This window comes from Litorivivens lipolytica, from assembly GCF_014191715.1.
Lineage (GTDB): Bacteria > Pseudomonadota > Gammaproteobacteria > Pseudomonadales > Spongiibacteraceae > Litorivivens > Litorivivens lipolytica.
In genome coordinates this window covers 1,637,484-1,660,986 of the sequence record NZ_JACHWY010000001.1, presented here as the reverse complement: position 1 = coordinate 1,660,986, position 23,503 = coordinate 1,637,484, and the positions used below count along the sequence as shown (strand labels likewise).

Below are 23,503 nucleotides of genomic sequence, written 5' to 3'. Positions count from 1 at the left end.
GGCTTATTTCAGGTCCACACTTACAGGGCAGTGGTCGGAGCCGAAGATATTATTCCAGATGGCGGCGTCTTTCAGGCGCTTGCTTACCAGCGACTCACTTCCCAGAAAATAATCGATCCGCCAGCCAATGTTCTTGCCGCGCGCGCCAGCGCGGTAGCTCCACCAGCTGTATTTGACGGTGTCCGGATAGCAGTGACGGAAGGTGTCGACAAAACCCGCCGCAAGGATATTGTCCATTCCGTCGATTTCTTTCTGGGTAAAACCGGCGCTTTTGTTGTAGTTGGGCTTGGGCCGGGCAATATCGATGTCTCGATGTGCGACATTGAAGTCGCCGCACATCAACACCGGTTTTTCCTGCTCCAGCGTTTTCACAAAAGCCAGAAAATCCCGATCCCAGGTTTCGCGGTAGGGTAAGCGCACCAGCTCGTTGCCGGAGTTGGGGGTGTAAACCGTCAGCAGAAAAAAGTCGTCAAATTCCGCCGTCAGTACCCGGCCTTCGGTATCGTGCTCGGCAATACCGATGTCAGCAAACACGCGAATCGGCTTCTTGCGGCTGAGGATGGCGACTCCGGAATAGCCTTTCTTGTCAGCCGAATTGCTGTACACGTGGTAGCCGTCAATGCCTTCCAGAGCGGCAGTGACCTGATCGTCCTGAGCCTTGGTTTCCTGCAGGCAGAGGATGTCGGTATCGAGGGCCGCAAGGGATTCAGCGAAGTCTTTTTTCATGACGGCCCGAATGCCATTGACGTTCCACGAAGCGATACGCATCTCTGTTAACCCCTTAATTTAAAGCCGCGCATTGTACCTCAGAGCAGGTGCGACGCATATTTTTAATGGTAACGATATTGATAATGATTCTTACTTGCGTTTAAATGCGATCCAATAATTTGCCTCGCAGGAGATTGTCATGAAGACGCATACACGGGGTCGCCGCTATTGGGCGGCGGTATTGCTGGCTGGTTGCAGCGGTTTGCTGATCGCGAAAGAAATCGAAACGGTGACGGTTTATGGGCAAAAGGGCGATGGCTACCTGCCCGCGGGTGACAGCAGTGCCACCCGTCTAGGGCTGTCTGCGCTGGAAACTCCCCAATCTATCAGCACCATTGGTCAGGATCAGATGCGCGACTTTGGCATGGTCAGCCTTAATCAGGCGCTGGATACTGCGTCCGGAGTGCAGGTGCAGCGCGTGGAGACGGATCGAACTTATTACACCGCGCGGGGGTTTGATATCACCAACTTCCAGATCGACGGTGTAGGGCTGTCACTAAGCTATGGCAACCGTGCGGGTGAATTAGACACCGCAATCTACGAGCGCATAGATGTGGTGCGGGGTCCCAACGGTCTGATGGCCGGTGCCGGCAATCCTTCTGCCAGTATCAATCTGGTGCGCAAACGCCCGTTTTCCGAAGACAGTGGTCGACTGGCGCTGACAGCGGGTTCGTGGGACCGGCGCCGTTTAGAGGGTGACGTTAGCGTCGTACTCGGCGAGTCGACTCGCCTTCGCGCCGTGGCGGCAAGGGAAAGCCGGGACTCCTACCTTGATCGCTACTCGCTCGATATAAAACTGGGATATCTGGTGGTTGAGCAGGATATTGGCGACAGCGCGCGCCTGACCTTTGGTGGCAGCTTCCAGTCCAGTGATGCGGACCGCCCACTGTGGGGTGCCTTGCCCCTGTATTACACAGATGGCTCCCAGACCGACTATGATACCTCGACCAGCACCTCGTCGAACTGGTCTTACTGGGACACCAATCGGCGCACTGCCTTTATCGAGTATGCGCAAACGCTCGCCGAGGGTTGGCAGTTGATCCTCAGCCACAACGCCAATGGGCGCGATGGCGATTCAGAGTTGTTCTATGTGTTTGGTCAACCCGACCCGGTGACTGAACAGGGCCTGACGGGCTATGCCAGCGCCTACACCCTGCAGGAAGATCAGGGCGTCACCGATGCCTACGTTTCCGGTCGTTATTCACTGGCTGGCCGTGAACACGAAATCGTGTTCGGAGCGAACTGGGCGCGCAATACCTTAAAAGATGCGTCGGTCTATGATTTTACGACCGGTAACGGCTTCCCGCCGATCGACAATCTGCATACCTGGGATGGCAATGCGCCTTACCCGACCTTTGCCGACGGCATTGGCGACCCCGCCAATGGCAGTAACTGGACTGACCGCCAGCAGGCGATCTACGTCGCTACCCGTTACCGCTTTACCGACAACCTGTCTCTAACGGCCGGTGCGCGCACCATCGACTGGGAAAGCGAAGGTCGCAGCTACGGTGAAGATCATTCCACCGAAGCCAATGGTAAGACTTTGCCCTATGCCGGGCTGTTGTATCGCTTTGCCGACGACTACACGGTCTACACCAGCTATACCGAAACCTTTATGCCGCAGCGCGACCTCGGTCAGGACTTCACCCGCCTCGATCCCAACGAAGGGCGCAATATTGAGCTGGGCGTAAAGGGCGAACTGTTCGGTGGCCGCATGCTGGCAACAGCGGCGGTCTTCCGTGCCGAGCATGACAACACGGCAGAAGCTGCCGGCAACGCAACTGATCCGGTTTCCGGTGGGGTAGTGCGGGTCTACCGCGGTGTGGATTTCGCCAGCGAGGGGCTTGAGCTGGAAGTCAGCGGCTATCTGGCCGAAGGTCTGCGCGGCAATATCAACTTTACCGTCCTGCAGATTGAAGATGATCAGGGCGATAGCGCGCGTCACTATGTGCCTAAGCGAACCCTGAATGCCAGCCTCAGTTATCAGATGCCGGGTGTGTTGCCACTGCGCGTTGGTGGTGGGCTGCGCTGGCAGGACGACACGTACATGAAACTGCCTACTCTCGGCACGCGCGTAAAGCAGGGCAGCTATGCACTGCTGGATCTCTTTGCTCAGTACGCCATCACCGACAGTCTGACGGCCTCTTTGAACATCGGCAACGTGACCGACGAGAAATACATCACCAGTCTGTATTGGGAACAGGGCTTTTATGGTGCTCCCCGTAACAGTCAGCTCACCCTGTCCTGGGCTTACTGATCGCCATGAGTAACAAACTGCTGTTTCGCATTCACAGCTGGTCTGCGCTTGCGGTTTGCCTGCCGCTGCTGGTGATTTGCCTCACCGGCAGCGTGCTGGTGTTCAAGCACGAAATTGATACGCTGTTGATGCACGACAAAGTGCGGGTCGACCCGCTACCGGAGCGGCAAAACCTCGATACTTTGTTGCAAGCCGTCAGTGAGGCAAACCCAAGCCATGAAGTCGTGGGTTGGGTACTATTTGAAGATCCTGCGCGGGCTGATCTGGTTTACCTGATTGCCCGCGGCAGTAGTGACTGGAGCTATCTGCTGCTCGATCAGTATCGCGCCGACATTCTCGCGCTGGTGGTCTCCACCACCCACTATCTGACGGACTGGCTGCTGGAGCTGCATTTTACGCTGTTGCTGCACGATGCCGGGTTGTTGTTGAGCGGTTTGATTGCCGTGGTGCTTTGCCTGCTGGGAATTACCGGCTTGTGGTTGCATCGCAGTTTCTGGAAAAACCTGTGTACCCTGCGCACCAAAGCGCGTCGGGTCTTGTATTACAGTGATCTGCACAAGCTGGTCGGCGCCTATGCCTCGCCGGTGTTGCTGATTCTTGGCTTTACCGGTGCCTGGTGGAATCTGACGCACTTTTATCACGAGCTGGAAGAGCATGCCGATGGCGCCGAGCACTATGTGATGCAGCAACGCTTGTATAACGACCAGCTATCTTTGCAGGCACTGCATGATCGCAGTGAACAGGATATTCCTGACTTTAATGCCACCTATATCTCCTTACCCTGGGAGCCGGGTCAGGACATTCGTTTCTTTGGCAAGGTTGAAAGCGGCAATCCGCTGTTGAGCCAATACGCGAGTGTGGTGCAGTTTGATGCGCAGTCCGGTGAAACCACCAGCACCTACGATATCCGTGAGCAGGGGTTAGGTGCCAAAACCGTAGACAGTTACCGACGGCTGCACTTTGGTGACTTTGCCGGGTTGCCCAGCCGCATTCTCTGGTGTTTGTTCGGGCTGGCGCCGACGGTTCTGGCGTTTACCGGTATCACCCTGTGGTTAAAAAGGCGGCCACAGCGGCGGCGCGCTGCGGCAAAGGCGAGCCGGCGAGAGCAAGAGGGTTTGTTGAACTAATCGCGCGACTGGTTTTCATGGCAAGTCCACAGGTAGTATGGTGCCCGGATAATCATAAAAGCAGGTGTACCATGAAGCGATTTTCCCTTTTGTTGCTGCCGTTTCTGCTGGCAGCCTGTGATGCCCAGCAGGACTTCCCCTGCGAGCCGGTCGACGATCGGGTGCCAATCTGCGGCCTGCAAGCACCGGAGGATATTGAGCCGACACCGGATGGCAAGCAGCTGATTCTGAGTCAGTTCGGAGGCATTACCGGGTCGAGTGCCGGTAGTCTGGTACTGTTTGATCCGCAGACCGAAAAGACGCTGCCGCTGTACCCGCTGGCAAATCAGACGGCGCAGCCCGAGGGTTGGGGTAGTGAGGATTGCCCCGGTGCACCGGGCGCTGCCATTTCGCCTCACGGTATTCATCTGTCTGAACGATCCGATGGTCGTTGGCAGTTGCTGGTGGTCAATCACGGTGGTCGCGAGTCCGTCGAGTTTTTCGAATGGCGCAGCGATAACACCTTGCAGTGGCAGGGCTGTGTTGTACCGCCCGGTGATGCCTTTCTCAATGATGTAGTGGCAACGCCGGACGGTGGCTTTCTGGTTACCCACATGTTCCCCAAAGATAACGTGCTCGCCATCGTGCGCACCCTGTTCGGGGCCGAGCTGGGCCATGTCTGGCAATGGCACCCGGACACCGGGATGAGCATTCTGCCGGGCAGCGCGGGATCCTTCCCCAACGGCATCCAGATCAGTGCCGACGGTCAGCATGTTTTTCTGAATCACTACATCAACAACCGGGTGCGCAAACTGAAGCGGGAAACCGGAGAAGTCCTCGGTGATGTGTCGGTCGCTCAACCTGATAACAGCAGTTGGCTGCCGGACGGTCGTTTGATCGTGGCTTCTCACCCACAGGATAAGCTTTTGCCTGGGTTGTGTGGAGATGTGCACAACGGCGCCTGCGAGTCACGTTTTGAACTCGTTGCTATTGATCCGGCAACGCTGGAAGCCGAAATGGTATTTAGCCAGCAGGGTGCGCCGATGGGTGCAGGCACGGTCGCGGTCGAATGGGGTCCGTACTGGTTTATCGGGTCGTATGCGGGCAATAGACTGTTGCGTGTGCCCGCGCCGCAGTCCTCGGATGCTGCTCAGCCTGACAAGCAGTAACCGCGGATGAAAGCAATACCATGGCGCCTCGCCAGCGGCCCTTTGCTGGCAGCCTTGAGCGTTCTTGTTGGCAGTTTCACCGGACTTGAACAGCCGGCGCTGGTCACGCTGACTGTGACTGCTTTCTGTCTGGGCTGGTGGTTTGCCGAGGCTGTTCCGATTGCGGTTACAGCGATGATCCCGCTGGCGGTTTTTCCGTTATTTGGCGTGCTCAGCAGCCGTGAGGTGGCTGAGGCCTACGGCGCATCCATTGTGCTGCTGATGCTGGGTGGTTTCCTGTTGTCGCGGGCGATGGCTTATCGCGGTACCCACTATCATCTGGCGCTGATGGCGCTGCATTGGGTCGGTGCCGGCAGCGAGCGGCGGCTCATTGTGGGCTTCATGCTGGCCTCGGCCATGCTCAGCATGTGGATTTCCAATACTGCCACTACTTTGATGTTGCTGCCGGTTGCCTTGGCGATATTGGATCGTTTGCAGCGTCCGTCGCTGGCGGTGCCACTGCTGCTGGGCATCGCCTACGCTGCCAGTATCGGCGGTATTGCAACACCCATTGGCACCCCGCCGAATCTGGTTTTCATGCAGGTCTACACCGAGCTTACGGGTGAGGAAATCAGTTTTCTCGGTTGGATGCGCTGGGGCCTGCCGGTGGTGGTTTTGTTTTTACCCGTGGCCATGTGGAGGCTGTCACGCGGCTTGCGCAGTTCGCTGTCTGCCGGCCTACCGGATCGTGAGCCTTGGGATATCGCGCAAAAACGCGTGCTCTGGGTATTTCTGGCAACGGCGCTGTTGTGGATTACCCGCAGCGAACCCTTCGGAGGATGGTCCGGTCTGTTGAATCTGCCGGGTGCCAATGACGCGACGATCGCGCTGTTGGCGGGCGCTAGTCTGTTTGCCATTGGCGATGGCAAGGGCGGACGCCTGCTGGATTGGGAGGCGACCCGGGAGCTGCCTTGGGGAATACTGATTCTATTCGGCGGCGGTATCTGCATTGCCAAAGCCTTCGCGGCCTCGGGCTTGTCTGAACAGGTAGCCGGTGCGGTGACCGCGCTGGCGCATTGGCCGGTCTTGCTGCTTCTGGTGGTGCTCTGCCTGAGCGTGACCTTTCTGACTGAGGCGACCAGCAATATGGCGACGGCAACCTTGCTTATGCCGATTTTGGGCGCTGCCGCTCTCGGGCTTGGTCTGCCGCCCGCCTTATTGATGGTGCCCGCAGCAATCAGTGCCAGTTGCGCCTTCACGCTGCCGATTGCGACTGCTCCCAATGCCATCGTCTATGGCAGTGGCCTGATTCGGGTGCCTGATATGGCCAGACGTGGCATTGTGCTGAGTATTTTCGGGGCCCTGATTGTCGCGCTGCTGAGCTTTGTTCTGATTCACTGACAACTTTTTGGCTTAAAATTTGGCAAAATCGGTCATAAATCGCTGAATTTTGCCCTATTGGCAGCTATGGACAGCATTGTGACAGGATATGTCATTGTCTGCTGGCGCGGGGGGCGTAGAGTAGCAGCCTGTAATCTACGTGCCTTATGAGCGCACATGAGTGAGGTGAAAGACATGTCGACCCGTTACCCCATGCCCATGCCCTTTGGCTGGTTTGCTGTTTCTTATTCCGATGAGCTGGCTGCGGGCGAATCCCGTGCGGTTCGTTACTTTAATCAGGATCTGGTGCTGTTTCGAACTGAGAGCGGTACGCCGGTTCTGCTAGAGGCCTACTGTCCTCACCTGGGTGCTCATCTGGGCTATGGGATTCACGAGAACGAAGGCAAGGGCGGCCGTATTGAGGGCGAATCTATTGTCTGTCCTTTCCACGCCTGGAAGTTCAACGAAAACGGCGAGTGCACCGATGTGCCCTACGCCAAAAACATGCCGCCGAAAGTAGCGGGCAAGCAGTGCCTGTTTTCTTTCCCGACCCGGGAAACTAATCAGGTTATCTGGGCCTGGTATCACCCCGAGCGCGTCGCGCCGCTGTGGGAAGTGGAGTCGCATGATGAGATGAACAGCGACGACTGGTCACCTCAGGAACGCTTCGACTGGACCCTGAAAACCCATCCTCAGGAAATGGCTGAAAATGCGGCCGACCCGGCTCACTTCCGCTATGTTCACGGTACCGCGTCCTTCCCTGAGTGGGAGACGACCTATGATGGCCCGAAAGTCCGCGGTTTGCAGAAAGCGAACATGCCGACGCCACGCGGTGAGGTGAAAGGTGAGATTCACACCGCCAGCTTCGGTCCCGGTCAGGGCTACACCCGCTTTAAGGGTATTGCTGAAACCTGCCTGATGGGCCTGACGACGCCGATTGATAACGATACCGTGCAAGTGCGTTTTGCTTTCAGCCAGCCCAAGGTTAACGGCGAAGTGAAGAAGGGCGGCGTTAACGCAGCCATCATCAAGGATATCGTGGGTCAGCTGGAAGAAGACGCGCCGATCTGGGAGCACAAGATCTACCGCCCCTTGCCCATCCTCTGTGATGGCGACGGCCCGATCGCGAAATTCCGCAAGTGGTACAGCCAGTTCTACGTCGATTTCGACCCGAAAGCCCTGTAAATTTCGGCGAATAACGGTGAACAGGAAGGAGGCGAATGCCTCCTTTCTTTTTTGCGGAAACCTGTTAAGGTTGTGCCCCAAAAATTTGTCCCTACGGTATCAATGAAATTACATAATAAGGCCATCGGAGTGGCCAGCTTGCTGTATCTGGTTTGCGCACTAACCCCGTCTGCTTTCGCAGACTGCCACGAGCCCGTAATGCCCGCCGTGCCTGATGGCAGCACTGCTGATAAACAGACCATGCTCGACGCCTACCGCAACATGCGAGATTATCAGGCAGAAGCTCAAAGCTTTCTGGATTGTATTGACGCACTCAAGGCCAGCGAGCCCGATGTGGATGTGGAAATTCTGCTGGAGCGATTAAATGCCTACAATCGCACCGTTGAGAATATGGATTCCATCTCGCGTCAGGTGCACGCAGAACTGGATACCTTTAACGCTCGCTAAGCAAAAAAGACGGGGTTTCAGAGATTCCGCGCTGGGCAAGCTGTGTTTTGAAGCAGGCGCTAAGCTCTCGCTCTCCCACAACGACAACCTGCTGTAACCCACTTCCATTTGATGCATCGCTGTTGCTGCCGAGCAGCGACTCGACCCGACGCGCAATCGCTTCACCGGAATCAATCAGTGTCACGCCGGGAAAGTGGCGCTGCAACTGCGCGGAAATCAGCGGGAAATGCGTGCAGGCCAGGACCAGCGTGTCCATTTCATTGGACCCCGGCTGGCGATTGAATTCTTGAGCAATCTCCGCGTATAAGCCGGGTTGCTCAAGCCCGCTCCAGAACCGTTGCTCAATAGCGGGTGCCAGTGCGCCGCTGCCAACCGAGAGCACCTTGCAGTCAGCGGCAAAATCCTGAATCAACTGGGCCGTGTACTGGCGGCGCACGGTCCCGGGTGTGGCAAGTAGACCAATCACTCTGCTTTGGCTGATAGCTGCCGCAGGTTTTATGGCGGGCACAACACCCACCACGGGAATACTCAGTTGTCCACGCAGGGCGGGCAGCACGGTAGTGCTGGCGGAATTGCAGGCGATAACGATCAGGTCCGGGGAAGTCTGCTCAACCAGTGTAGTGACAGTTGCACAAATATGATCGCTGAGCGCACCTTCCTCCCATTCGCCGTAGGGGAAGCCGCCGGCGTCCATCGCGTAGATCAGATTGAGGTGGGGCAGGCGGCGATGAATTTCGCCGCCAATACTGAGGGAGCCTACGCCCGAATCGAACACCAAAACGGTTGGTACTGCACTCACGGGTGTCTGTCCGGGCTGTCGACTTAAAGCAGTTCGAGCATTTTTTCGGCGGAGGTCTCTACGATGCCGCCGGGTGGTTCAATCGCGAAGTGGCTGACCACACCGTCGTCAACGATCATGGCCATTCGCTTGCAGCGAATACCCATACCAAAACCGCTGCCATCCATTTCCAGACCGCAGGCTTTGGTGAACTCCGCATTGCCATCGGCCAGCATCAGAATTTCGTCGGCATTCTGATCCTTGCCCCAGGCGCCCATTACAAAGGCATCATTGACGGACAGGCAGGCGATGGTATCGACGCCCTTGGCTTTGATCTTGTCGGCATTGACCACAAAGCCCGGCAGATGGGTCATGGAGCAGCCGGGAGTGAAGGCACCGGGTACCGCGAACAGTACCACTTTTTTGCTGCTGAAAATGCTGTCGGTGGTGATGTCTTCCGGGCCTTCCTTGCCCATGGTTTTCAGAGTCAGTGAAGGAATCTTGTCGCCGGTTTTAATCGTCATGGTTGGCTCCTGTTATCGGATCGTGCACATGTCAGTAAGGGGCTAAGTCTAACCCCAGTGCGCGCGAACTTGAAAGCGCACTCTTGAAAAATCCCCCGTCGCCCCCATTTTGGCAGTAACAGGCTGAAAGAAACCCACTGCCTGGAAAGGTATTGATGATTTGGGTAGTTGCGAAAGCATTTGGTGAAAGCACCTGGAGGTGAATCATGTCTACCTTTACTTATACCCCCTATGCCTGGCTGGATGATTTCCGCCGGGATTTTAACCGCCTCGTGAATGCAGGGTCCGAGCAGCAGACCTGGAGTCCAGCGGTGGATCTGTCCGAAGACGACAGCGGTTATTTTATTACCGTCGATCTGCCCGGGGTAAACCCGGACAATGTCGAAATCACAACCCATTCCCAGCAGCTGACCATTAAGGGCAAGCGCGAATGGGATGAGTGCGAGCGCACTCGGCTGAGTACGGAGCGCTGGCGCGGCGATTTCGTGCGTCGTTTTACGCTGCCGAAAATCGCTGATGTGGATCGCATTGATGCCAAATACAGTAATGGCGTACTGGCGATTCATTTGCCGAAATCCAAGGAAGCAGAGCCGCGGCGTATTGCCATTAACGTGCACTGACCAAACTTAGAGTAGGGTTTCTTCGGTCGCGCTCACTGAGGGAACCCTTTCGCTGACGAGAGTGAGCGGCTAAGCTTGCCCTTTTGCCGCGACTTCCTCGTCATGTCTGATCCCTCACTATCTGAACGTTCCCCCCTCTCAGCTGCCATTAATGAATTCTGGCTGGCTTGGACTTTTTTGACTCGCCTGCCGGCGCTGGGTGCGCTGGATTATTCGCCGGACGCCCTCAATCGGGCTGCGCGATTTTTTCCGTGGGTAGGGTTTGTGCTTGGCCTATTGCAGGCGCTGGCTTATAGCCTCGCACTCTCACTGTTTGATAATGTCTGGCTCGCCTCGATGACTAGCGTCATGCTGGGAGTTCTGTTGACGGGGGCATTTCACGAGGACGGTTTTGCGGACTACTGTGACAGTTTTGGCGGTCAGGATGTCAGTTCGCGACTGCGTATCATGACTGATTCCCGGCTCGGTACTTTTGGTGTGGCGGGTCTGTTTTTTATACTCGGATTTCGTGTGTTGCTGATTGCGACTCTGCCCGGCACCGTTGTTATTGCCGCGATTATATTATCAGCAACATTGAGCCGCTGGCTCGCCATTAGCCTGATGCTCAATACGCCTTACGCAAAAAGTGAGGGGAAAAGTAAACCGCTGGCGAATGCCATTAATCCGCGCGCACTGTTGATTGGCGCTTTGCCGCTGCTACCCCTTTTTATATTTGTGAATATCACCGTTTTAATTTGTGTTTGTGTGACCCTGGCGCTGTTTCGAGTGGGATTTTCCGCACAGTTACGGCAACGCCTGGGGGGATTCACCGGTGATGCCCTCGGCGCCGCGCAACAAATTGCGGAGGTACTGGTCTATAGCTGTATGGTGGCGCTCGCTGTCTGAGTCGATAGGGTCTAGGGTCGATAGGGTTTAGGTAAGGCGCGACTGCCGCGTGAATATTTACAAGCACTCTACTCGCCTGAGTAAGGCAGGTAGAATGCAAATTGAAAAATGCATGGGAAGCTCAACAGGAGGTAGCATTATGCATCGTTCAAAAGCCGGAAAGACCTTGTCACTGATTCTGTCAGCACTGGTTATGTGGAGTGGCCTGCTGCTTTCTTCTGCCAATGCAGGGGTTGTTTCATCTTCTGACATGTTGGTCGAGCAGCATCAATTCGAAAGCAAACAGGCCGTGAAAGATTTTCTGGATCGGGATGATGTAAAAGAGCAGCTGGTAGAGCTGGGTGTTTCTCCGGCTGACGTGGACTCACGTATTGATGCGATGACAGCCGATGAACTGGCCGAGCTAAACGCGACGCTGCAAGATGCTCCTGCGGGTGCCGGTCTTGTGGGTGTGGTGCTGACCATCTTTATCGTGTTTGTGATTACTGATGTGATCGGCGCAACCGATATCTTCCCCTTTATCCGTCCGGTTAACTGATCGCAGACTTTCTGAAAGAAACGTATTGTGAACAGTAAAACTGAAAGCCAGAAGCTCGCCTCTTTGGGGCGAGCTTTTTTTCGTCGCGTTATTCTTGGGCTTGCCACCGTATTGGTATCAGCCTGTGCCAGTGTGACGCCTACAACCCCTCCGGCTCAGGCCAGCCACAAGCTTGATGTACCCTTTGTAGAGCAGGACTTGGCCTATTGTGGCCCTGCAGCCCTGTCGTCCGCGATGAAATTTCACGGTCAGAGCGTGGATATGGACGAGCTGATCCGGCAGGTCTATGTACCGGGGCGCGAGGGTTCGTTGACGCTGGAAATGACCGCAGCCGTTCGTCGCCAGGGGATGATGCCTTATCCGGCATCACCCACGCTGGATGCTTTGGTCAAGGAGCTCGATGCGGGCAATCCGGTGCTGGTATTGCAGAACCTGTCTTTTAACTGGTGGCCGCAGTGGCATTACGCGCTGGTCGTTGGTTATGAAGACAATGGCGCCAAGCTACTGCTGCACTCCGGTGATCAGGCGTATTATTCAGTGCCTTCGCGCACCTTTATGAAGACCTGGCACCGCAGCGACTACTGGGGGCTGGTGCCGCTGCCGCTAGGACGGATACCAGAAACGGTTTCTGTGCTGCTGTATCTGTCTGAGTTGGAGAAAATGCGGGAGACTGCCACGATATCCGACAGTGACTACGAGGCGGTTCTCGAACGATCCGTGGAGCGCTGGCCGCGTTCGGCTACGGCTCAGTTTTTGATGGCGAACCTGCTACAGGAACAAAAGCGCGATGGCGCGCTGGCGTATTTTCAACGAGGCTTGCAGTTGCAGCCGGATAACGCGCTGGCGTGGAATAATTTCGCCTTTGCGCTGGATGCAGAGGGCTGCCCACTCACCGCGCGCAAGGCGATTACTCACGCAAGAACACTCAAGCCTTTTGATCAGCGATTGGCGCGCAGTGAGCGTGAGTTGTCAGAGAAGCAGGTTGAGACTGAACCGGCTGGCTGTGAGGACAAGCTGCCGGTTCACTAAGGTTTGTCTTCCCGGCTTAGAGCCTGCCGCCCTGTTTGGCATTAGCAAAAGCTGCTGCCAGCGCGTTGTTGGCGGCGGGCTCCTGCAGCCGGGCTTGCTTGGGTTTGTTGCTGCCCCCATTGCCACCGCGGCGGTTGTTGTCACGTGAAGCCTTGTCCTGAGGCGTTGCCTTGTCGTCGAGGCGCATACTCAAAGCGATACGCTTGCGGTTCACATCAACGTCCAGCACTTTCACTTTCACAATATCGCCGGCCTTAACCACATCGCGCGGGTCTTTCACAAACTGATGCGACAGGGCCGAGATATGCACCAGTCCGTCCTGATGCACGCCGATGTCCACAAAGGCGCCAAAGTTGGTCACGTTAGTCACACTGCCTTCCAGAATCATGTCGGGGCGCAGGTCACTGACTTTCTCAATGCCTTCCATAAAAGAGGCCGTTTTAAACTCGGGGCGAGGATCGCGACCGGGCTTATCCAGCTCTTTGATAATGTCGCGGATAGTGGGCAGACCAAACTTGTCATCCACGTACTGTTCGGGTTTGAGTCCGCGCAGGAAGGTGCTGTCACCGATCAGCGCGCCGACCTTGCGGCCACACTGTTGTACGATTTTATCCACCACACTGTAGGATTCCGGGTGAACCGCGGAACTGTCGAGGGGATTATCGCCGTTCATGATCCGCAGGAAGCCGGCAGCCTGTTCAAAGGTTTTGTCGCCGAGGCGGGGAACCTTTTTCAGCGATTCGCGATCCTTGAACATACCGTTTTCATCGCGGTACTGCACCAAGTTAGCGGCGATCGAGGCGTTGAGCCCGGAGACGCGGGTAAGCAGTGCGGGCGAAGCGGTATTCACATCTACGCCGACCGCGTTAACGCAGTCCTCAACCACCGCGTCCAGTGAGCGCGACAGGGCAGTTTGTGAAACATCGTGCTGGTACTGGCCGACACCGATGGATTTCGGCTCGATCTTCACCAGTTCCGCCAGCGGGTCCTGCAGGCGGCGGGCAATGGACACAGCGCCGCGAATGGTAACGTCCAGATCCGGGAATTCTTTAGCTGCATATTCGGACGCCGAATAAATCGATGCGCCGGACTCGTTTACCATCACCTTGGTGCACTTTAGGTCGGGGTAGGCGCTTAGCAAATCACCTACAAACTTGTCGGTTTCACGGCTCGCGGTGCCATTGCCAATCGCAATCAACTCTACATTGTAGGTTTTGATCATCTTCAGCAGGACGGCACCCGCTTCCGCGATTTTGTTTTGCGGTGGGTTGGGGAAAATCGCACCGTGGTCCATAACCTTGCCAGTGGCATCAATTACCGCCATTTTTACGCCGGTACGCAGGCCGGGATCGAGGCCAATGGTAGCGCGGGGGCCAGCAGGCGCGGCCAGCAAGAGATCTTTCAGGTTGGACGAAAACACCTGAATCGCGTCGGCCTCGGCGCGCTCGCGCAATTGGCCGAGCAAGTCAGTTTCGAGGTGAATATAGAGTTTGATCTTCCAGGTCCAGCGCACCACTTCGCTGAGCCACTTATCCGCAGGACGGTTGCTAAACGACAGCTTCCAGTGATCGGCAACCATGGCTTCGCAGGGGCTGGCACTGGCGTCGTCGCCAATTTGCAGGGTCAGCGACAGTACACCTTCGTTGCGCCCCCGGAACATGGCCAGAGCGCGATGCGAAGGTGTGTTTTTCAGGGGTTCGCTGTGTTCAAAATAGTCGCTGAATTTCTCGCCTTCTTTTTCCTTGCCGGCAACCACGGAGGCAGTCAGGCGCGCTTCTTCCCAGACAAAGGTACGCAGCTTCTGGATCAGGTCGGCGTCTTCAGCAAAGCGTTCCATCAGAATGTATTTGGCGCCGTCGAGGGCATCCTTGGCGGTCTCGATCTTGTGTTCGGGATTCAGGAAGGCGGTCGCTTCGGTTTCCGGGTCGAGCTCGGGGTTGCCGAGCAGGGCATCGGCGAGGGGCTCCAGTCCCGCTTCAATGGCGATCTGGCCTTTGGTGCGACGCTTGGGTTTGTAGGGCAAGTAGAGGTCTTCCAGTCGGCTCTTGGTGTCAGCCGAGAGAATTTTCTGCTCCAGTTCCGGGGTCAGTTTTTCCTGTTCGCGAATGCTGCCAAGAATAGCGTCGCGGCGCTCCTCCAGTTCCCGCAGATAGCCCAGGCGGCTCTCCAGATCGCGCATCTGGGTGTCGTCCAGGCCGCCAGTTACTTCCTTTCGGTAGCGGGCAATAAACGGCACCGTGGCACCTTCGTCCAATAATTGAACAGCGGCCTCAACATTGCGGAGGGGAGTGTTCAGTTCCTGAGCGATGGTCTGGAGAATCTGCTTCATTCGCGTGCAACCTGCGTGTTATTAAAAGAGAGCGCCGCATTATGCAGAAAGAGACGGGGAGCTGCGAGTCTTGACAGGCGCGGACTGTGAGGTCTCACCGGTGGGGTATTGCTGTAGCGGTCAGAGCAGGTCTGCAGTCAGTGAATCGTAGAGTTCGCAGCACTCATCATAGAAGCTGCGGTAGCCCTCGGTGAGGTACGGCGCGATCAGCGACATCACCTGAAACACGCCCTGATGAATCTGCAATTGCTCCGGCGGGTTGTTGTTGCGGAGCAGGTCGTAGGTCAGCCAAAAGGTTACCTGCATGGCTACGGCTTCACTCAGCCGTGACAGTTGGCCTTCGTCCAGTGCGAGTACCCCGCGATCAATCAGAATGCGGGCCACGGCCTGCGCGGCAGCAACTTTTTGTTCGAGCAGTTTCCGAAAGCGTTTTTCAATGACCGGATAGCGCTGCAGAATGTCGTTCAGGTTGCGGTAGAAATAGCGCTGTTTGTAGGTCTCTTCGAATACGATATACAGATAAAACCAGGCATCATCGGGTTTCAGCAGCTGGGCGATGGGCGCGTTGAGAATATCGCTCAGCTCGGTATGAAAGCGGTCGTAGAGGGCGCCGATAATGTCTTCCTTGCCCTTGAAGTGGTAGTACAGGTTGCCAGGGCTGATATCGAGCTCGTTGGCAATGTCGACGGTTGTGACATTGGGTTCGCCCTCGAGATTGAACAGCTCAAGACTGGTTTGCAGAATGCGATCGCGGGTTTTCATGGATGACCGGCTACAGTGTGAGCGTTGGAAAGTGCCATGTTCGCGGGCAGCTGTCTATATGCGGTGCTCAGATATAGGGGCTGAAGAACACGCGGGCGTAAAAAAAGGGCGATCAATGTCGCCCTTTTACATACTGCTGCTGAGATTACTCGGCAGTGGCAGCCTTGCTGGCAGCGGCACGCTTGGCCGGTGCTTTTTTCGGTGCGGCTGACAGAGAATTTACCTTCTTCGCCAGTGCATCAACTTTCTTTTCCAGACGCTCGAAGTCTTCAGAGGACACGCCGCCGAAGCCGAGGTTAGCGCGCACTTTGCTGATGCGCTCTTCCAGAGAAGTCGCGGTGCCTTTGCCTTTGCTGGCAACGTCATCAATGGCTGTGCGAGCCTGTGATTCCAGGTTGCGGCCTTTCTCTACCAGTTCAGTGAACAGGCGAGGGGTTTCTTTGCTGGCTTGCTCGTAACGCTCTTGCGCTTCGTCAAAAGCGCGACCGTAGGCGCCGAGGCCGGCCAGCCAAATGTTTTTGGCCATATCACTAACTTCTTTCAATTGAGATTTCTCTTTGCTCATGGCAGTTCTCCCAAATCGTTTGTGTGTTCGTTGATTGCGTCAGGTCAGATGTAAAAAAGCACGGTGGCCCGAAGACGCACCGTGCAAAAAATCGACCTGATGGGTAACCTGATCACTCAGGGCAGAAGCCTTAGGCTTCCGCAGTCGCGTTTTGGCTCTTGCGAGTGTTGATGCGCTCTTTCAGCTTCTCAACAGAGCTTTTAACGGCTTCAACTTGCTCTTCAACCAGTGCTTTGGGCTTGGCAGCCAGCTCATCGAACTTGGCTTGGGCGTCAGACTGAACTTTCTCGCCACGCTTAACCAGATCAGCGAAAATCTCAGCGCGCTTCTCTACCAGAGACTGCACTTTGTCAGTGCTTTCCTTGTAAGATTGCTGAGCTTTCTCGGCGTATTCTTGGCCTTGCTCAACGGCTTTGCCAGCCAGACCCAGTTGGGCCAGGAAAACGTCACGGGCCAGTTCGTTGGCTTTTTCGAAAGTGCTCTTGGTTTCTGCTTGCTTCTTGCTCATGGCATACACCTCTCAATAGTTGGTTAGTCAGGGCTCAGACCGTGGGAGTGATACGACCTGACTCCTTCACCGCTTTCTGAAGCTGGGGCCAACTCTACGGAGAAAAATTAGAATAAACATACTAAAAGAATAAAATTCCCTGCGTTTGTATCTCGCCTTGTATGAAAAGTGAGCAAATCCGGGCTCTGCCCTCGGTTTATGCGTATGCCATCACAGTGTGAAATAGGTTTTGATATTTCGTGATGGCTACGGTTATAGTCTGGACAGCGGTTCAGATTGATAACTTCTAATAAAGCCGCACAGTAGGGGAGTTTCTGATGAAAAAATCACCAGCCCATACCGGGCCGAACCTGTTTTCTGCTTTTCTGGAATTGCGCGCCTTGATTGAGGCGACGGCAGCAGCTTCATTTCAGCCCTTGTTGCGTAATATTGCCAAAGGTAATGGTCAGCCCGTGATTGTAGTGCCCGCCTTTATGACGGGTGATGGTGGCACGGCTTTGCTGCGCCGTTATCTGAATGCTTCCGGTTTTAAAAGTTATGGCTGGAATCAGGGGCGCAATACCGGTATTCGTCAGGCTTTCCTCGATAACCTTTTAGCTCAGATTGAAACCGTGTCAGAGCAACACGGCGGCGCCAGCGTTAGCCTGGTCGGCTGGAGCCTTGGTGGTGTTTATGCGCGCGCGGCAGCAAACGCGAAGCCCGAGCTTGTCAGACAGGTTATTACCTTGGGCTCCCCTTTCAATGTGGCAACGACCGACAGCATTTCCGGTGGAGTTGCCAAGCTCTACGAGTTTTTGAATCCCGGTGGTCTCAGTGATCCGATGCTGTCAGCAGCGGATACGTGGCGACAATCGCCGCCGGTGCCGTCTACCGCTATTTATAGCACCGGTGATGGTGTGGCTGACTGGCACTACTGTGTTGACGAGCCCGGTTACCAGACCGAAAACGTCAAAGTACCCGGCAGTCATATGGGCCTGACACACAATGCGGCCGTGATGTATGCGGTAGCGGAAAGACTGGCCCAGAAGGAAGGCAGTTGGGCACCCTTCAATAACAGCTGGCTGCGACGCTTCTGGTACGGTGACGCATTGGCATCTTGATGTAGGCGGTGCGCGTGAAAACGCGCGCCTTCATAGCGAGCAGCAACAAAAAAGGCACCCTGGGGTGCCTTTTTTGTTGCGCGTTGTTTGCTGCTTAGCCTTTAGGGCCCGCTGCAACAATCGCGTCTGCCACATCAAATTTCTTGATGTTTTCCTGGAACAGTTTCGCCAGTTTGGCGGCTTCTGCATCGTAGGCGGCTTCGTCGCCCCAGGATTTACGCGGGTTGACGAACTTGTCGTCGACGCCGGGGATGGACTTCGGAATATCCAGGTTGAGGATATCCAGATGCTCGGTTTCCACGTCGTTCAGGGCACCGCTTTGGGCGGCGGCAACGACAGCGCGGGTGACCGGGATCGGGAAGCGTGAGCCTGTCCCGCCAGCGGCTCCGGAGCCACCGGTCCAGCCGGTGTTGATCAGGTAAACGCGTGAACCGAAGTCGGCGATGCGCTTCATCAGCAGCTCGGCGTAATCACCGGCCGGACGTGGCATGAAAGGCGCGCCGAAACAGGTAGAGAAAGTCGGGTGAATACCGGCTTCTGCGCCCAGCTCGGTAGAGCCAACGCGGGCGGTGTAACCACTCAGGAAGTGGAAGGCCGCTGCTTCTTTGCTGAGGATCGAAACCGGAGGCAGAACGCCGGACACGTCACAGGTCAGGAAGATAACCGTTTGGGGTTCGCCGGCAGCGTTTTGCGGTACGCGCTTTTCAACGTGCTCCAGCGGATAACAGCAGCGACCGTTCTCGGTCAGGCTGGTGTCATCGTAATCAGGCGTGCGGGCTTCCGCATCGATCACGACGTTTTCAACAATGGCCCCAAAGCGGATTGCGTCCCAGATAATGGGCTCGTTTTCCTGGCTCAGGTTGATAGTTTTCGCGTAGCAGCCGCCTTCGATATTGAAGACTGCGCCTTTCGCCCAGCCGTGCTCGTCGTCACCGATCAGAAAGCGGGCCGGGTCGGCTGACAGGGTGGTCTTGCCGGTGCCGGACAGACCGAAGAACAGCGTGGTGTCGCCCTCGTCCCCGACGTTGGCGGAGCAGTGCATCGGCATCACGTCTTTTTCCGGCAGCAGGAAGTTCTGCACGGAGAACATGGCTTTTTTCATCTCGCCAGCGTAGCGCATGCCCGCCAGCAGGACTTTGCGCTGGGCAAAGTTGATGATGACGCAGCCGTCAGAGTTAGTGCCATCGCGCTCGGGATCGCAGACGAAGCCGGCTACATTGAGAATGGTCCACTGCTCTTTGCCTTTCGGGTTGTACTTGTGCGGGCGCACGAACATGTTGCGGCCGAACAGGGCTTGCCATGCAGTTTGAGTATGAACTTCAACGGGCAGGTAGTGCTCTTCGTGAGCGCCAACGTGCAGGTGAGAAACGAAACGGTCGTGATCGGCGAGATAGTCTTCTACGCGGTTCCACAGGGCGTCGAACTTGTCGGCGTCGAAGGGGCGGTTAACGCTGCCCCATTCGATGGCGTCACCGGTGGAGGGCTCTTTGACGATAAAGCGGTCGCCGGGAGAGCGGCCGGTACGCTTGCCTGTGGTGACAACCAGGGCGCCGTTGTCTGCCAGCTCACCCTCACCGCGCGCCAGCGCCTGTTCGATCAGCCGCGACGGCGCTAAATCTGTGTAAACAATCGTTTCTGCACTCATTCTCTCGTCCTGTCAAAACGGTCCCGTCGGCTTTCAAGTCGAAACCTGCAGCTCTTGTATGGGGGCCAAACTTTTGGGCTGCCGCTGCCGGCTTGCAGGGGAGCCAATTTTCGGGGGCGCCATTATGTCAAAAAAGCCGGGCCAGCGCTAACCCTCGCTTAGTGGTGTGATTCGGGGCTGGAGTTCCCGAACATCGCGTCTACGTCTGCCGCCGTAAAGCTGTAAAAACGGTTGCAGAATTCACAGTTTGCGTCGATCACTGACTTTTCCGCAATGATGTCGCGGAGTTCGGCCTCGCCCAGCGAGAGCAATGCGTTTTCCAGCCGCTCGCGTGTGCAAGTACATTGAAACTGCACAGGTTTTTCCGGGTGCAGGCGCACGCTTTCCTCGTGGTAGAGCCGGTACAGCAAGGTCTCTCTCGGCAGGCTGAGCAATTCTTCCTTGGTCAGTGTCGAGGCCATATGGCTCAGGTGCTGCCATTGCTCGCTGTTTTCATCACCCGGAAGCTGCTGCAGCAGGAAGCCGCTGGCGCGTTGGCCGTCGCTGTGCAGCCAAAGTCGGGTTTCCAGCTGCTCACTCTGCGCGAAGTAGGCGCCAATACTGGAGGCGAGGCTGTTGCCGTCGAGCATGACGATGCCGCGATATGGCTTGCCATTTTTTGGTTGAATAGTCAGCACAAGCTGGCCGTTAGTAAACAGCTGCTGAAAATCACGGCTGCTGGCCTGTTGCGCCTGACGGGCAATGGCCCGAAAGCTCTGCTGGTTGGTGACTTCGGCCATGATCAGGGGGATTTCACCCTCACTGCGAATTTGCAGGGTCAGCAGACCATCAAATTTGATGGTTTCGGCCAGCAGGCAGGCGGCGGCGCAGAGCTCGCCCAGAAGCTCGGCGACCACCGGTGGGTAGTGGTGTATGGCCAGCAGTTCCTGATAACTGCTGTCGAGCAGTACATGCTCGCCGCGCACGGCGCAATCGTCAAAGGTAAAGCGGCTGATGGTATCGGCGCAGGTCAGTTCGGTCATGGTCGGGCTCGGGGTCAGGATTGCTGTTTGAATCGATGAATCTGGCGGCGCTGCTTCTTGTTCGGCCGTTCGCGGCTGATCAGGTCGGCGCCGGGGCCAAAGGCCTTGCGCTGGGCGGCGCGCTCTTCGCGAAGACGGATGCTGTCGTCGGTTTCCTGGTACAACAGCTGCGCTTCCGGGGCGCCGCGCCGCTGATCCGACAAGCCGTGTACTGCGACAGTCTTTTCATCCCAGCCCTGACGGATGGTCAGCGTAGCGCCCAGTTCCACCTCTTTGCTGACTTTGCAGCGTTCGCCATTGTAATGCACTTTGCCACCTTCGATGGCCTGCTTGGCGAGACTGCGGGTTTTGAAAAAGCGGGCCGCCCAGAGCCACTTGTCCAGGCGAACCTTGGTGTTGGCGGTCATGGAGCGGGTAGCAGCTCGTCGAAATGGTGAATGGCCGGGAAGGCCAGATTGTCGCGAATGGCCTGCTGCGAATCTGGCTGACGCAGTGTTAATAGATGGGCGATGCCGAAATCGGCCGCGGCCTGCAGCACCTCGGCATTGTCATCCACCAGCAAGGTGCGCTTTTCATCAAACGGCGCTTCCTCGCTCAGCTTCAGCCAAAACTGGGGGTCTTCCTTGGCGGCAGCGAATTGATGGGACACAACGATCCGATCAATCCAGCGATCCAGCCCGGTTCGCTCCATTTTCAGGTCCAGGCTGTGTTTGTGGGCGTTGGTAACCAACCAGATCTCGCGGTGGGAGTCACTCAGCCATTGCAGAAACTCTTCCACGTAGGGGCGTATGGAGATCAGATGGTTGACCTCACGCTTGAGCGTGGGAATGTCGAGATTTAGTTCCTGCGACCAGTAGTCCAGACAGTACCAATTAAGCGTACCTTGCTTGGCGGCAATCTGCGCCATGATGGATTCGCGCGTGGTTTCCAGCGGAGTGCCGTGGATCTCGCTGTAGCGCAGGGGCAGGTGCTGGGTCCAGAAATAGTTGTCGAAATGGAGATCCAGCAAGGTGCCGTCCATGTCGAGCATGACGGTGTCGATGTCCTGCCAATTGATCATGCGTGATGTGCCGGTGTCGTTAAAATACGGATTGGGATTCTAACATCGCCGAGCGTGAAGCGCATCGCTTGTGAAGGGTTGGGGCATGGCGAGAGCGCCAACAACAATACGTTGGTAAAACGCTTTACCTTACCTGTTCTACGTAATTGACGTTGAGCCACCAGTCACCAGAATAAAACTGCCGCAAGGTGTCGCATTCACCACGCTTATAGGATTCAGGAACTGCAAAAAAAGAGTTCTGTTCGTTATTTTCTTTGGTTGTCGCGGCATTGGCCGGCGAAGCAGTGTTTTTTGTCGACATGGCGTTAACGTTCTCGTGAATTGAGTGCTGCATCTCGATACCCCTGTGTATTGGCAAAGGCGCATCCATGCATGGGGTAACGGTACGCTCTTGGTGGTCGTTTCTGTATACGTGTTTTTCCGTAGTTACAGCTTCCGAGGCCCTTGAGATGGCTAAACTGTGACCTGTTGCCGGAGTAAAGTGAGAGATTGTCGAAGATATTAGGTTGGTTGCTGGGAAATATTTGGCAGCGATGGCATTTTTTGAAGCCTTGAAAGCAAAAAAGGGGAGCCGGCTAAGCCAAACTCCCCAACAAGCGTCAACGCGCTATCAGCGTTTTAGTGCTGATTGCCCGAAGGAATATCCTTGAAGGCCATGCCCTTGTCGGCGCGGGGCTCCTGCGGCAGGCCCAACACCTGTTCGGCGATGATGTTGCGCATTACCTCATCGGTGCCGCCGGCCAGACGAATGCCCGGTGCAAACAGCACAGATTTCTGGAAGTGGGCTCGCTGAGGCGCCAGCGATTCATCGCAGATGGCACCGGTATCCGCCATGAGTTGCAGGGCGTAGTTGGCGATATCCTGATTCATTACCGCGCCCACCAGTTTGCCCAGAGCCGCTTCGGCGCCGGGCATGCCGCCCTTGGCTACGGCAGTGAGCATTCGGTTCGTGGAAGCCTTGATGCCGGCGTGTTGGGTGTACCAGGTTGCCAGGCGGTCGCGCACTACCGGGTTATTCACTACCGGCTCGCCGTTCAGCTCGAGTGATTGCACCAGTTCGAAAAATTCGGGGAAGCCATCGGGCTGCACGCCGGAAATGGCGAGCCGCTCGTTCATCAGTACCAGCAGAGCCGCCCCCCAGCCGCCGCCGACTTCACCCAGTCGCTGGCTGTCGGGGATTTCGGCGTTGTTGAAAAACACTTCATTGAAGTGGGAGCCGCCATCCATCTGTTTGATGGGCTGCACGTCTACTCCGGGCTGCTTCATGTCGATAAAGAACATGGTCATGCCGCGGTATTTGGACACATCGGTGTCGGTACGGCACAGCACCACGCCGTAGTCCGAGTGTTGGGCGCCGGAGGTCCAGATTTTCTGGCCGTTCACAATCCACTTGTCACCTTTCAGTTCGGCCTTGGTGCGCAAGCCCGCCACGTCAGAACCGGCACTGGGCTCGGAAAACAGCTGACACCAGACATCTTCGGCCGAGGCCATGCGTGGCAGCAGGCTGGTTTTCTGCTCTTCGGTCGCAAAGTGCATGATGGCCGGGCCGCAGTTGCCCTGACCGATAACGAAATAACCGTCAGGCTCATCGTATTTAGCCACTTCCTGTGACCAGATCACCTTGTGGATCTGGGTCAGGCCGGCGCCTCCGTATTCCTTGGGCCAGGTCGGGCAGGCGTAGCCCGCGTCATACACTTTCTTGTACCAGGCTTTGGCTTTTTCGTAGGCTTCTTCCTGACTGCCGCGACCGCCGTCTTTGGTCTTGGGGGTGGCGTTGGCTTTTAGCCAGGCCTGAACCTCTTTACGAAACTCGGCCTGTTCGGGGGTATCTTTAAAATCCATGATGC

24 protein-coding genes are annotated in these 23,503 nt (G+C 56.2%); 11 read left to right on the top strand and 13 right to left on the bottom strand.

What is annotated here, in order from left to right:
* Positions 1 to 3: 3 nt before the first annotated feature.
* Positions 4 to 768 (bottom strand): exodeoxyribonuclease III, encoded by a 765-nt coding sequence (locus FHR99_RS07650; protein WP_183409913.1) that lies wholly within the window; start codon positions 766 to 768, stop codon positions 4 to 6.
* A 139-nt stretch (positions 769 to 907) separates the two neighbouring features.
* On the opposite strand from FHR99_RS07650, the gene FHR99_RS07645 reads away from it, so the two are divergent.
* From FHR99_RS07645 to FHR99_RS07620, 6 genes are all read left to right on the top strand, one after another.
* Entirely contained in the window at positions 908 to 3,025 is a 2,118-nt protein-coding gene (locus FHR99_RS07645; protein WP_183409912.1) for a TonB-dependent siderophore receptor, read from the top strand.
* A gap of 5 nt (positions 3,026 to 3,030) precedes the next feature.
* Positions 3,031 to 4,152, top strand: coding sequence for a PepSY-associated TM helix domain-containing protein (locus FHR99_RS07640; RefSeq protein WP_183409911.1), 1,122 nt, complete (start codon positions 3,031 to 3,033; stop codon positions 4,150 to 4,152).
* Positions 4,153 to 4,223: 71 nt separating this feature from the next.
* Positions 4,224 to 5,300, top strand: a complete 1,077-nt coding sequence (locus tag FHR99_RS07635; RefSeq protein WP_183409910.1) for an SMP-30/gluconolactonase/LRE family protein — start codon at positions 4,224 to 4,226, stop codon at positions 5,298 to 5,300.
* Positions 5,301 to 5,306: 6 nt separating this feature from the next.
* Entirely contained in the window at positions 5,307 to 6,680 is a 1,374-nt protein-coding gene (locus FHR99_RS07630; RefSeq protein WP_183409909.1) for an SLC13 family permease, read from the top strand.
* Between the two features lie 156 nt (positions 6,681 to 6,836).
* Positions 6,837 to 7,844 (top strand): aromatic ring-hydroxylating oxygenase subunit alpha, encoded by a 1,008-nt coding sequence (locus FHR99_RS07625; RefSeq protein ID WP_246386470.1) that lies wholly within the window; start codon positions 6,837 to 6,839, stop codon positions 7,842 to 7,844.
* A 198-nt stretch (positions 7,845 to 8,042) separates the two neighbouring features.
* Positions 8,043 to 8,291, top strand: a complete 249-nt coding sequence (locus tag FHR99_RS07620; RefSeq protein ID WP_183409908.1) for a hypothetical protein — start codon at positions 8,043 to 8,045, stop codon at positions 8,289 to 8,291.
* Here the strand turns inward: FHR99_RS07620 and murI are convergent.
* Together murI and FHR99_RS07610 are read right to left on the bottom strand one after the other, a co-directional pair.
* Entirely contained in the window at positions 8,278 to 9,090 is an 813-nt protein-coding gene (murI, locus tag FHR99_RS07615; protein ID WP_183409907.1) for a glutamate racemase, read from the bottom strand. The two genes, FHR99_RS07620 and murI, sit on opposite strands and share 14 nt — an antisense overlap.
* A gap of 23 nt (positions 9,091 to 9,113) precedes the next feature.
* Positions 9,114 to 9,593, bottom strand: coding sequence for a peroxiredoxin (locus FHR99_RS07610; protein WP_183409906.1), 480 nt, complete (start codon positions 9,591 to 9,593; stop codon positions 9,114 to 9,116).
* A 206-nt stretch (positions 9,594 to 9,799) separates the two neighbouring features.
* On the opposite strand from FHR99_RS07610, the gene FHR99_RS07605 reads away from it, so the two are divergent.
* The 4 genes from FHR99_RS07605 (at position 9,800) to FHR99_RS07590 (ending at position 12,665) form a co-directional block, all read left to right on the top strand.
* On the top strand, positions 9,800 to 10,213 hold the full coding sequence (locus FHR99_RS07605; RefSeq protein ID WP_183409905.1) for an Hsp20/alpha crystallin family protein: 414 nt from the start codon (positions 9,800 to 9,802) through the stop codon (positions 10,211 to 10,213).
* 102 nt (positions 10,214 to 10,315) lie between these two features.
* Positions 10,316 to 11,098 carry an adenosylcobinamide-GDP ribazoletransferase gene (cobS, locus tag FHR99_RS07600; protein WP_183409904.1) on the top strand — a complete coding sequence of 261 codons (783 nt, stop codon included), beginning with the start codon at positions 10,316 to 10,318 and terminating at the stop codon, positions 11,096 to 11,098.
* Positions 11,099 to 11,237: 139 nt separating this feature from the next.
* The gene (locus FHR99_RS07595) at positions 11,238 to 11,636 is read left to right on the top strand and encodes a DUF6627 family protein (protein ID WP_183409903.1); all 399 of its coding nucleotides are present in this window, start codon (positions 11,238 to 11,240) and stop codon (positions 11,634 to 11,636) included.
* Between the two features lie 27 nt (positions 11,637 to 11,663).
* Positions 11,664 to 12,665 (top strand): PA2778 family cysteine peptidase, encoded by a 1,002-nt coding sequence (locus tag FHR99_RS07590; RefSeq protein WP_183409902.1) that lies wholly within the window; start codon positions 11,664 to 11,666, stop codon positions 12,663 to 12,665.
* 16 nt (positions 12,666 to 12,681) lie between these two features.
* Here FHR99_RS07590 and FHR99_RS07585 read toward each other — a convergent pair whose 3' ends face one another.
* The 4 genes from FHR99_RS07585 to FHR99_RS07570 all read right to left on the bottom strand — a co-directional run bounded on the left by FHR99_RS07585 (position 12,682) and on the right by FHR99_RS07570 (position 16,829).
* On the bottom strand, positions 12,682 to 14,994 hold the full coding sequence (locus tag FHR99_RS07585; protein WP_183409901.1) for a Tex family protein: 2,313 nt from the start codon (positions 14,992 to 14,994) through the stop codon (positions 12,682 to 12,684).
* 120 nt (positions 14,995 to 15,114) lie between these two features.
* Positions 15,115 to 15,756: a TetR/AcrR family transcriptional regulator gene (locus FHR99_RS07580; protein WP_183409900.1), complete on the bottom strand. Its 642-nt coding sequence runs from the start codon at positions 15,754 to 15,756 to the stop codon at positions 15,115 to 15,117.
* 145 nt (positions 15,757 to 15,901) lie between these two features.
* The gene (locus tag FHR99_RS07575) at positions 15,902 to 16,321 is read right to left on the bottom strand and encodes a phasin family protein (protein ID WP_183409899.1); all 420 of its coding nucleotides are present in this window, start codon (positions 16,319 to 16,321) and stop codon (positions 15,902 to 15,904) included.
* 130 nt (positions 16,322 to 16,451) lie between these two features.
* Positions 16,452 to 16,829, bottom strand: a complete 378-nt coding sequence (locus tag FHR99_RS07570) for a hypothetical protein (protein ID WP_183409898.1) — start codon at positions 16,827 to 16,829, stop codon at positions 16,452 to 16,454.
* 317 nt (positions 16,830 to 17,146) lie between these two features.
* Between FHR99_RS07570 and FHR99_RS07565 the strand changes: the two genes are divergently transcribed.
* Positions 17,147 to 17,929 (top strand): esterase/lipase family protein, encoded by a 783-nt coding sequence (locus FHR99_RS07565; protein WP_183409897.1) that lies wholly within the window; start codon positions 17,147 to 17,149, stop codon positions 17,927 to 17,929.
* A 94-nt stretch (positions 17,930 to 18,023) separates the two neighbouring features.
* Here FHR99_RS07565 and FHR99_RS07560 read toward each other — a convergent pair whose 3' ends face one another.
* From FHR99_RS07560 to FHR99_RS07535, 6 genes are all read right to left on the bottom strand, one after another.
* A complete protein-coding gene (locus tag FHR99_RS07560; RefSeq protein ID WP_183409896.1) occupies positions 18,024 to 19,574 on the bottom strand; it encodes a phosphoenolpyruvate carboxykinase in 1,551 nt (516 codons plus the stop codon).
* Between the two features lie 158 nt (positions 19,575 to 19,732).
* Positions 19,733 to 20,596 (bottom strand): Hsp33 family molecular chaperone HslO, encoded by an 864-nt coding sequence (gene hslO / locus FHR99_RS07555; protein WP_183409895.1) that lies wholly within the window; start codon positions 20,594 to 20,596, stop codon positions 19,733 to 19,735.
* 14 nt (positions 20,597 to 20,610) lie between these two features.
* Complete coding sequence (gene hslR, locus FHR99_RS07550; protein WP_183409894.1) at positions 20,611 to 21,003, bottom strand: ribosome-associated heat shock protein Hsp15; 393 nt, start codon at positions 21,001 to 21,003, stop codon at positions 20,611 to 20,613.
* On the bottom strand, positions 21,000 to 21,656 hold the full coding sequence (yrfG, locus tag FHR99_RS07545; protein ID WP_183409893.1) for a GMP/IMP nucleotidase: 657 nt from the start codon (positions 21,654 to 21,656) through the stop codon (positions 21,000 to 21,002). Before yrfG ends, hslR begins: the two co-directional genes overlap by 4 nt.
* 124 nt (positions 21,657 to 21,780) lie before the next feature.
* A complete protein-coding gene (locus FHR99_RS07540; RefSeq protein ID WP_183409892.1) occupies positions 21,781 to 21,990 on the bottom strand; it encodes a hypothetical protein in 210 nt (69 codons plus the stop codon).
* 284 nt (positions 21,991 to 22,274) lie between these two features.
* Positions 22,275 to 23,498, bottom strand: coding sequence for an acyl-CoA dehydrogenase family protein (locus FHR99_RS07535; RefSeq protein WP_183409891.1), 1,224 nt, complete (start codon positions 23,496 to 23,498; stop codon positions 22,275 to 22,277).
* Positions 23,499 to 23,503: the final 5 nt, after the last annotated feature.

What these genes read in the sequence shown, in the direction of transcription:
- FHR99_RS07645 (WP_183409912.1), top strand. Translation starts at nt 908, where the DNA reads ATGAAGACGCATACACGGGGTCGCCGCTATTGGGCGGCGGTATTGCTG.
- FHR99_RS07560 (WP_183409896.1), bottom strand. Translation starts at nt 19,574, where the DNA reads ATGAGTGCAGAAACGATTGTTTACACAGATTTAGCGCCGTCGCGGCTG.
- FHR99_RS07535 (WP_183409891.1), bottom strand. Translation starts at nt 23,498, where the DNA reads ATGGATTTTAAAGATACCCCCGAACAGGCCGAGTTTCGTAAAGAGGTT.
- FHR99_RS07630 (WP_183409909.1), top strand. Translation starts at nt 5,307, where the DNA reads ATGAAAGCAATACCATGGCGCCTCGCCAGCGGCCCTTTGCTGGCAGCC.
- FHR99_RS07620 (WP_183409908.1), top strand. Translation starts at nt 8,043, where the DNA reads ATGCCCGCCGTGCCTGATGGCAGCACTGCTGATAAACAGACCATGCTC.
- FHR99_RS07605 (WP_183409905.1), top strand. Translation starts at nt 9,800, where the DNA reads ATGTCTACCTTTACTTATACCCCCTATGCCTGGCTGGATGATTTCCGC.
- FHR99_RS07575 (WP_183409899.1), bottom strand. Translation starts at nt 16,321, where the DNA reads ATGAGCAAAGAGAAATCTCAATTGAAAGAAGTTAGTGATATGGCCAAA.
- hslR (WP_183409894.1), bottom strand. Translation starts at nt 21,003, where the DNA reads ATGACCGCCAACACCAAGGTTCGCCTGGACAAGTGGCTCTGGGCGGCC.
- FHR99_RS07585 (WP_183409901.1), bottom strand. Translation starts at nt 14,994, where the DNA reads ATGAAGCAGATTCTCCAGACCATCGCTCAGGAACTGAACACTCCCCTC.
- FHR99_RS07650 (WP_183409913.1), bottom strand. Translation starts at nt 768, where the DNA reads ATGCGTATCGCTTCGTGGAACGTCAATGGCATTCGGGCCGTCATGAAA.
- FHR99_RS07635 (WP_183409910.1), top strand. Translation starts at nt 4,224, where the DNA reads ATGAAGCGATTTTCCCTTTTGTTGCTGCCGTTTCTGCTGGCAGCCTGT.
- FHR99_RS07540 (WP_183409892.1), bottom strand. Translation starts at nt 21,990, where the DNA reads ATGCAGCACTCAATTCACGAGAACGTTAACGCCATGTCGACAAAAAAC.
- FHR99_RS07625 (WP_246386470.1), top strand. Translation starts at nt 6,837, where the DNA reads ATGAGTGAGGTGAAAGACATGTCGACCCGTTACCCCATGCCCATGCCC.
- FHR99_RS07565 (WP_183409897.1), top strand. Translation starts at nt 17,147, where the DNA reads ATGAAAAAATCACCAGCCCATACCGGGCCGAACCTGTTTTCTGCTTTT.
- cobS (WP_183409904.1), top strand. Translation starts at nt 10,316, where the DNA reads ATGTCTGATCCCTCACTATCTGAACGTTCCCCCCTCTCAGCTGCCATT.
- FHR99_RS07640 (WP_183409911.1), top strand. Translation starts at nt 3,031, where the DNA reads ATGAGTAACAAACTGCTGTTTCGCATTCACAGCTGGTCTGCGCTTGCG.
- FHR99_RS07595 (WP_183409903.1), top strand. Translation starts at nt 11,238, where the DNA reads ATGCATCGTTCAAAAGCCGGAAAGACCTTGTCACTGATTCTGTCAGCA.
- FHR99_RS07580 (WP_183409900.1), bottom strand. Translation starts at nt 15,756, where the DNA reads ATGAAAACCCGCGATCGCATTCTGCAAACCAGTCTTGAGCTGTTCAAT.
- hslO (WP_183409895.1), bottom strand. Translation starts at nt 20,596, where the DNA reads ATGACCGAACTGACCTGCGCCGATACCATCAGCCGCTTTACCTTTGAC.
- FHR99_RS07570 (WP_183409898.1), bottom strand. Translation starts at nt 16,829, where the DNA reads ATGAGCAAGAAGCAAGCAGAAACCAAGAGCACTTTCGAAAAAGCCAAC.
- FHR99_RS07610 (WP_183409906.1), bottom strand. Translation starts at nt 9,593, where the DNA reads ATGACGATTAAAACCGGCGACAAGATTCCTTCACTGACTCTGAAAACC.
- yrfG (WP_183409893.1), bottom strand. Translation starts at nt 21,656, where the DNA reads ATGATCAATTGGCAGGACATCGACACCGTCATGCTCGACATGGACGGC.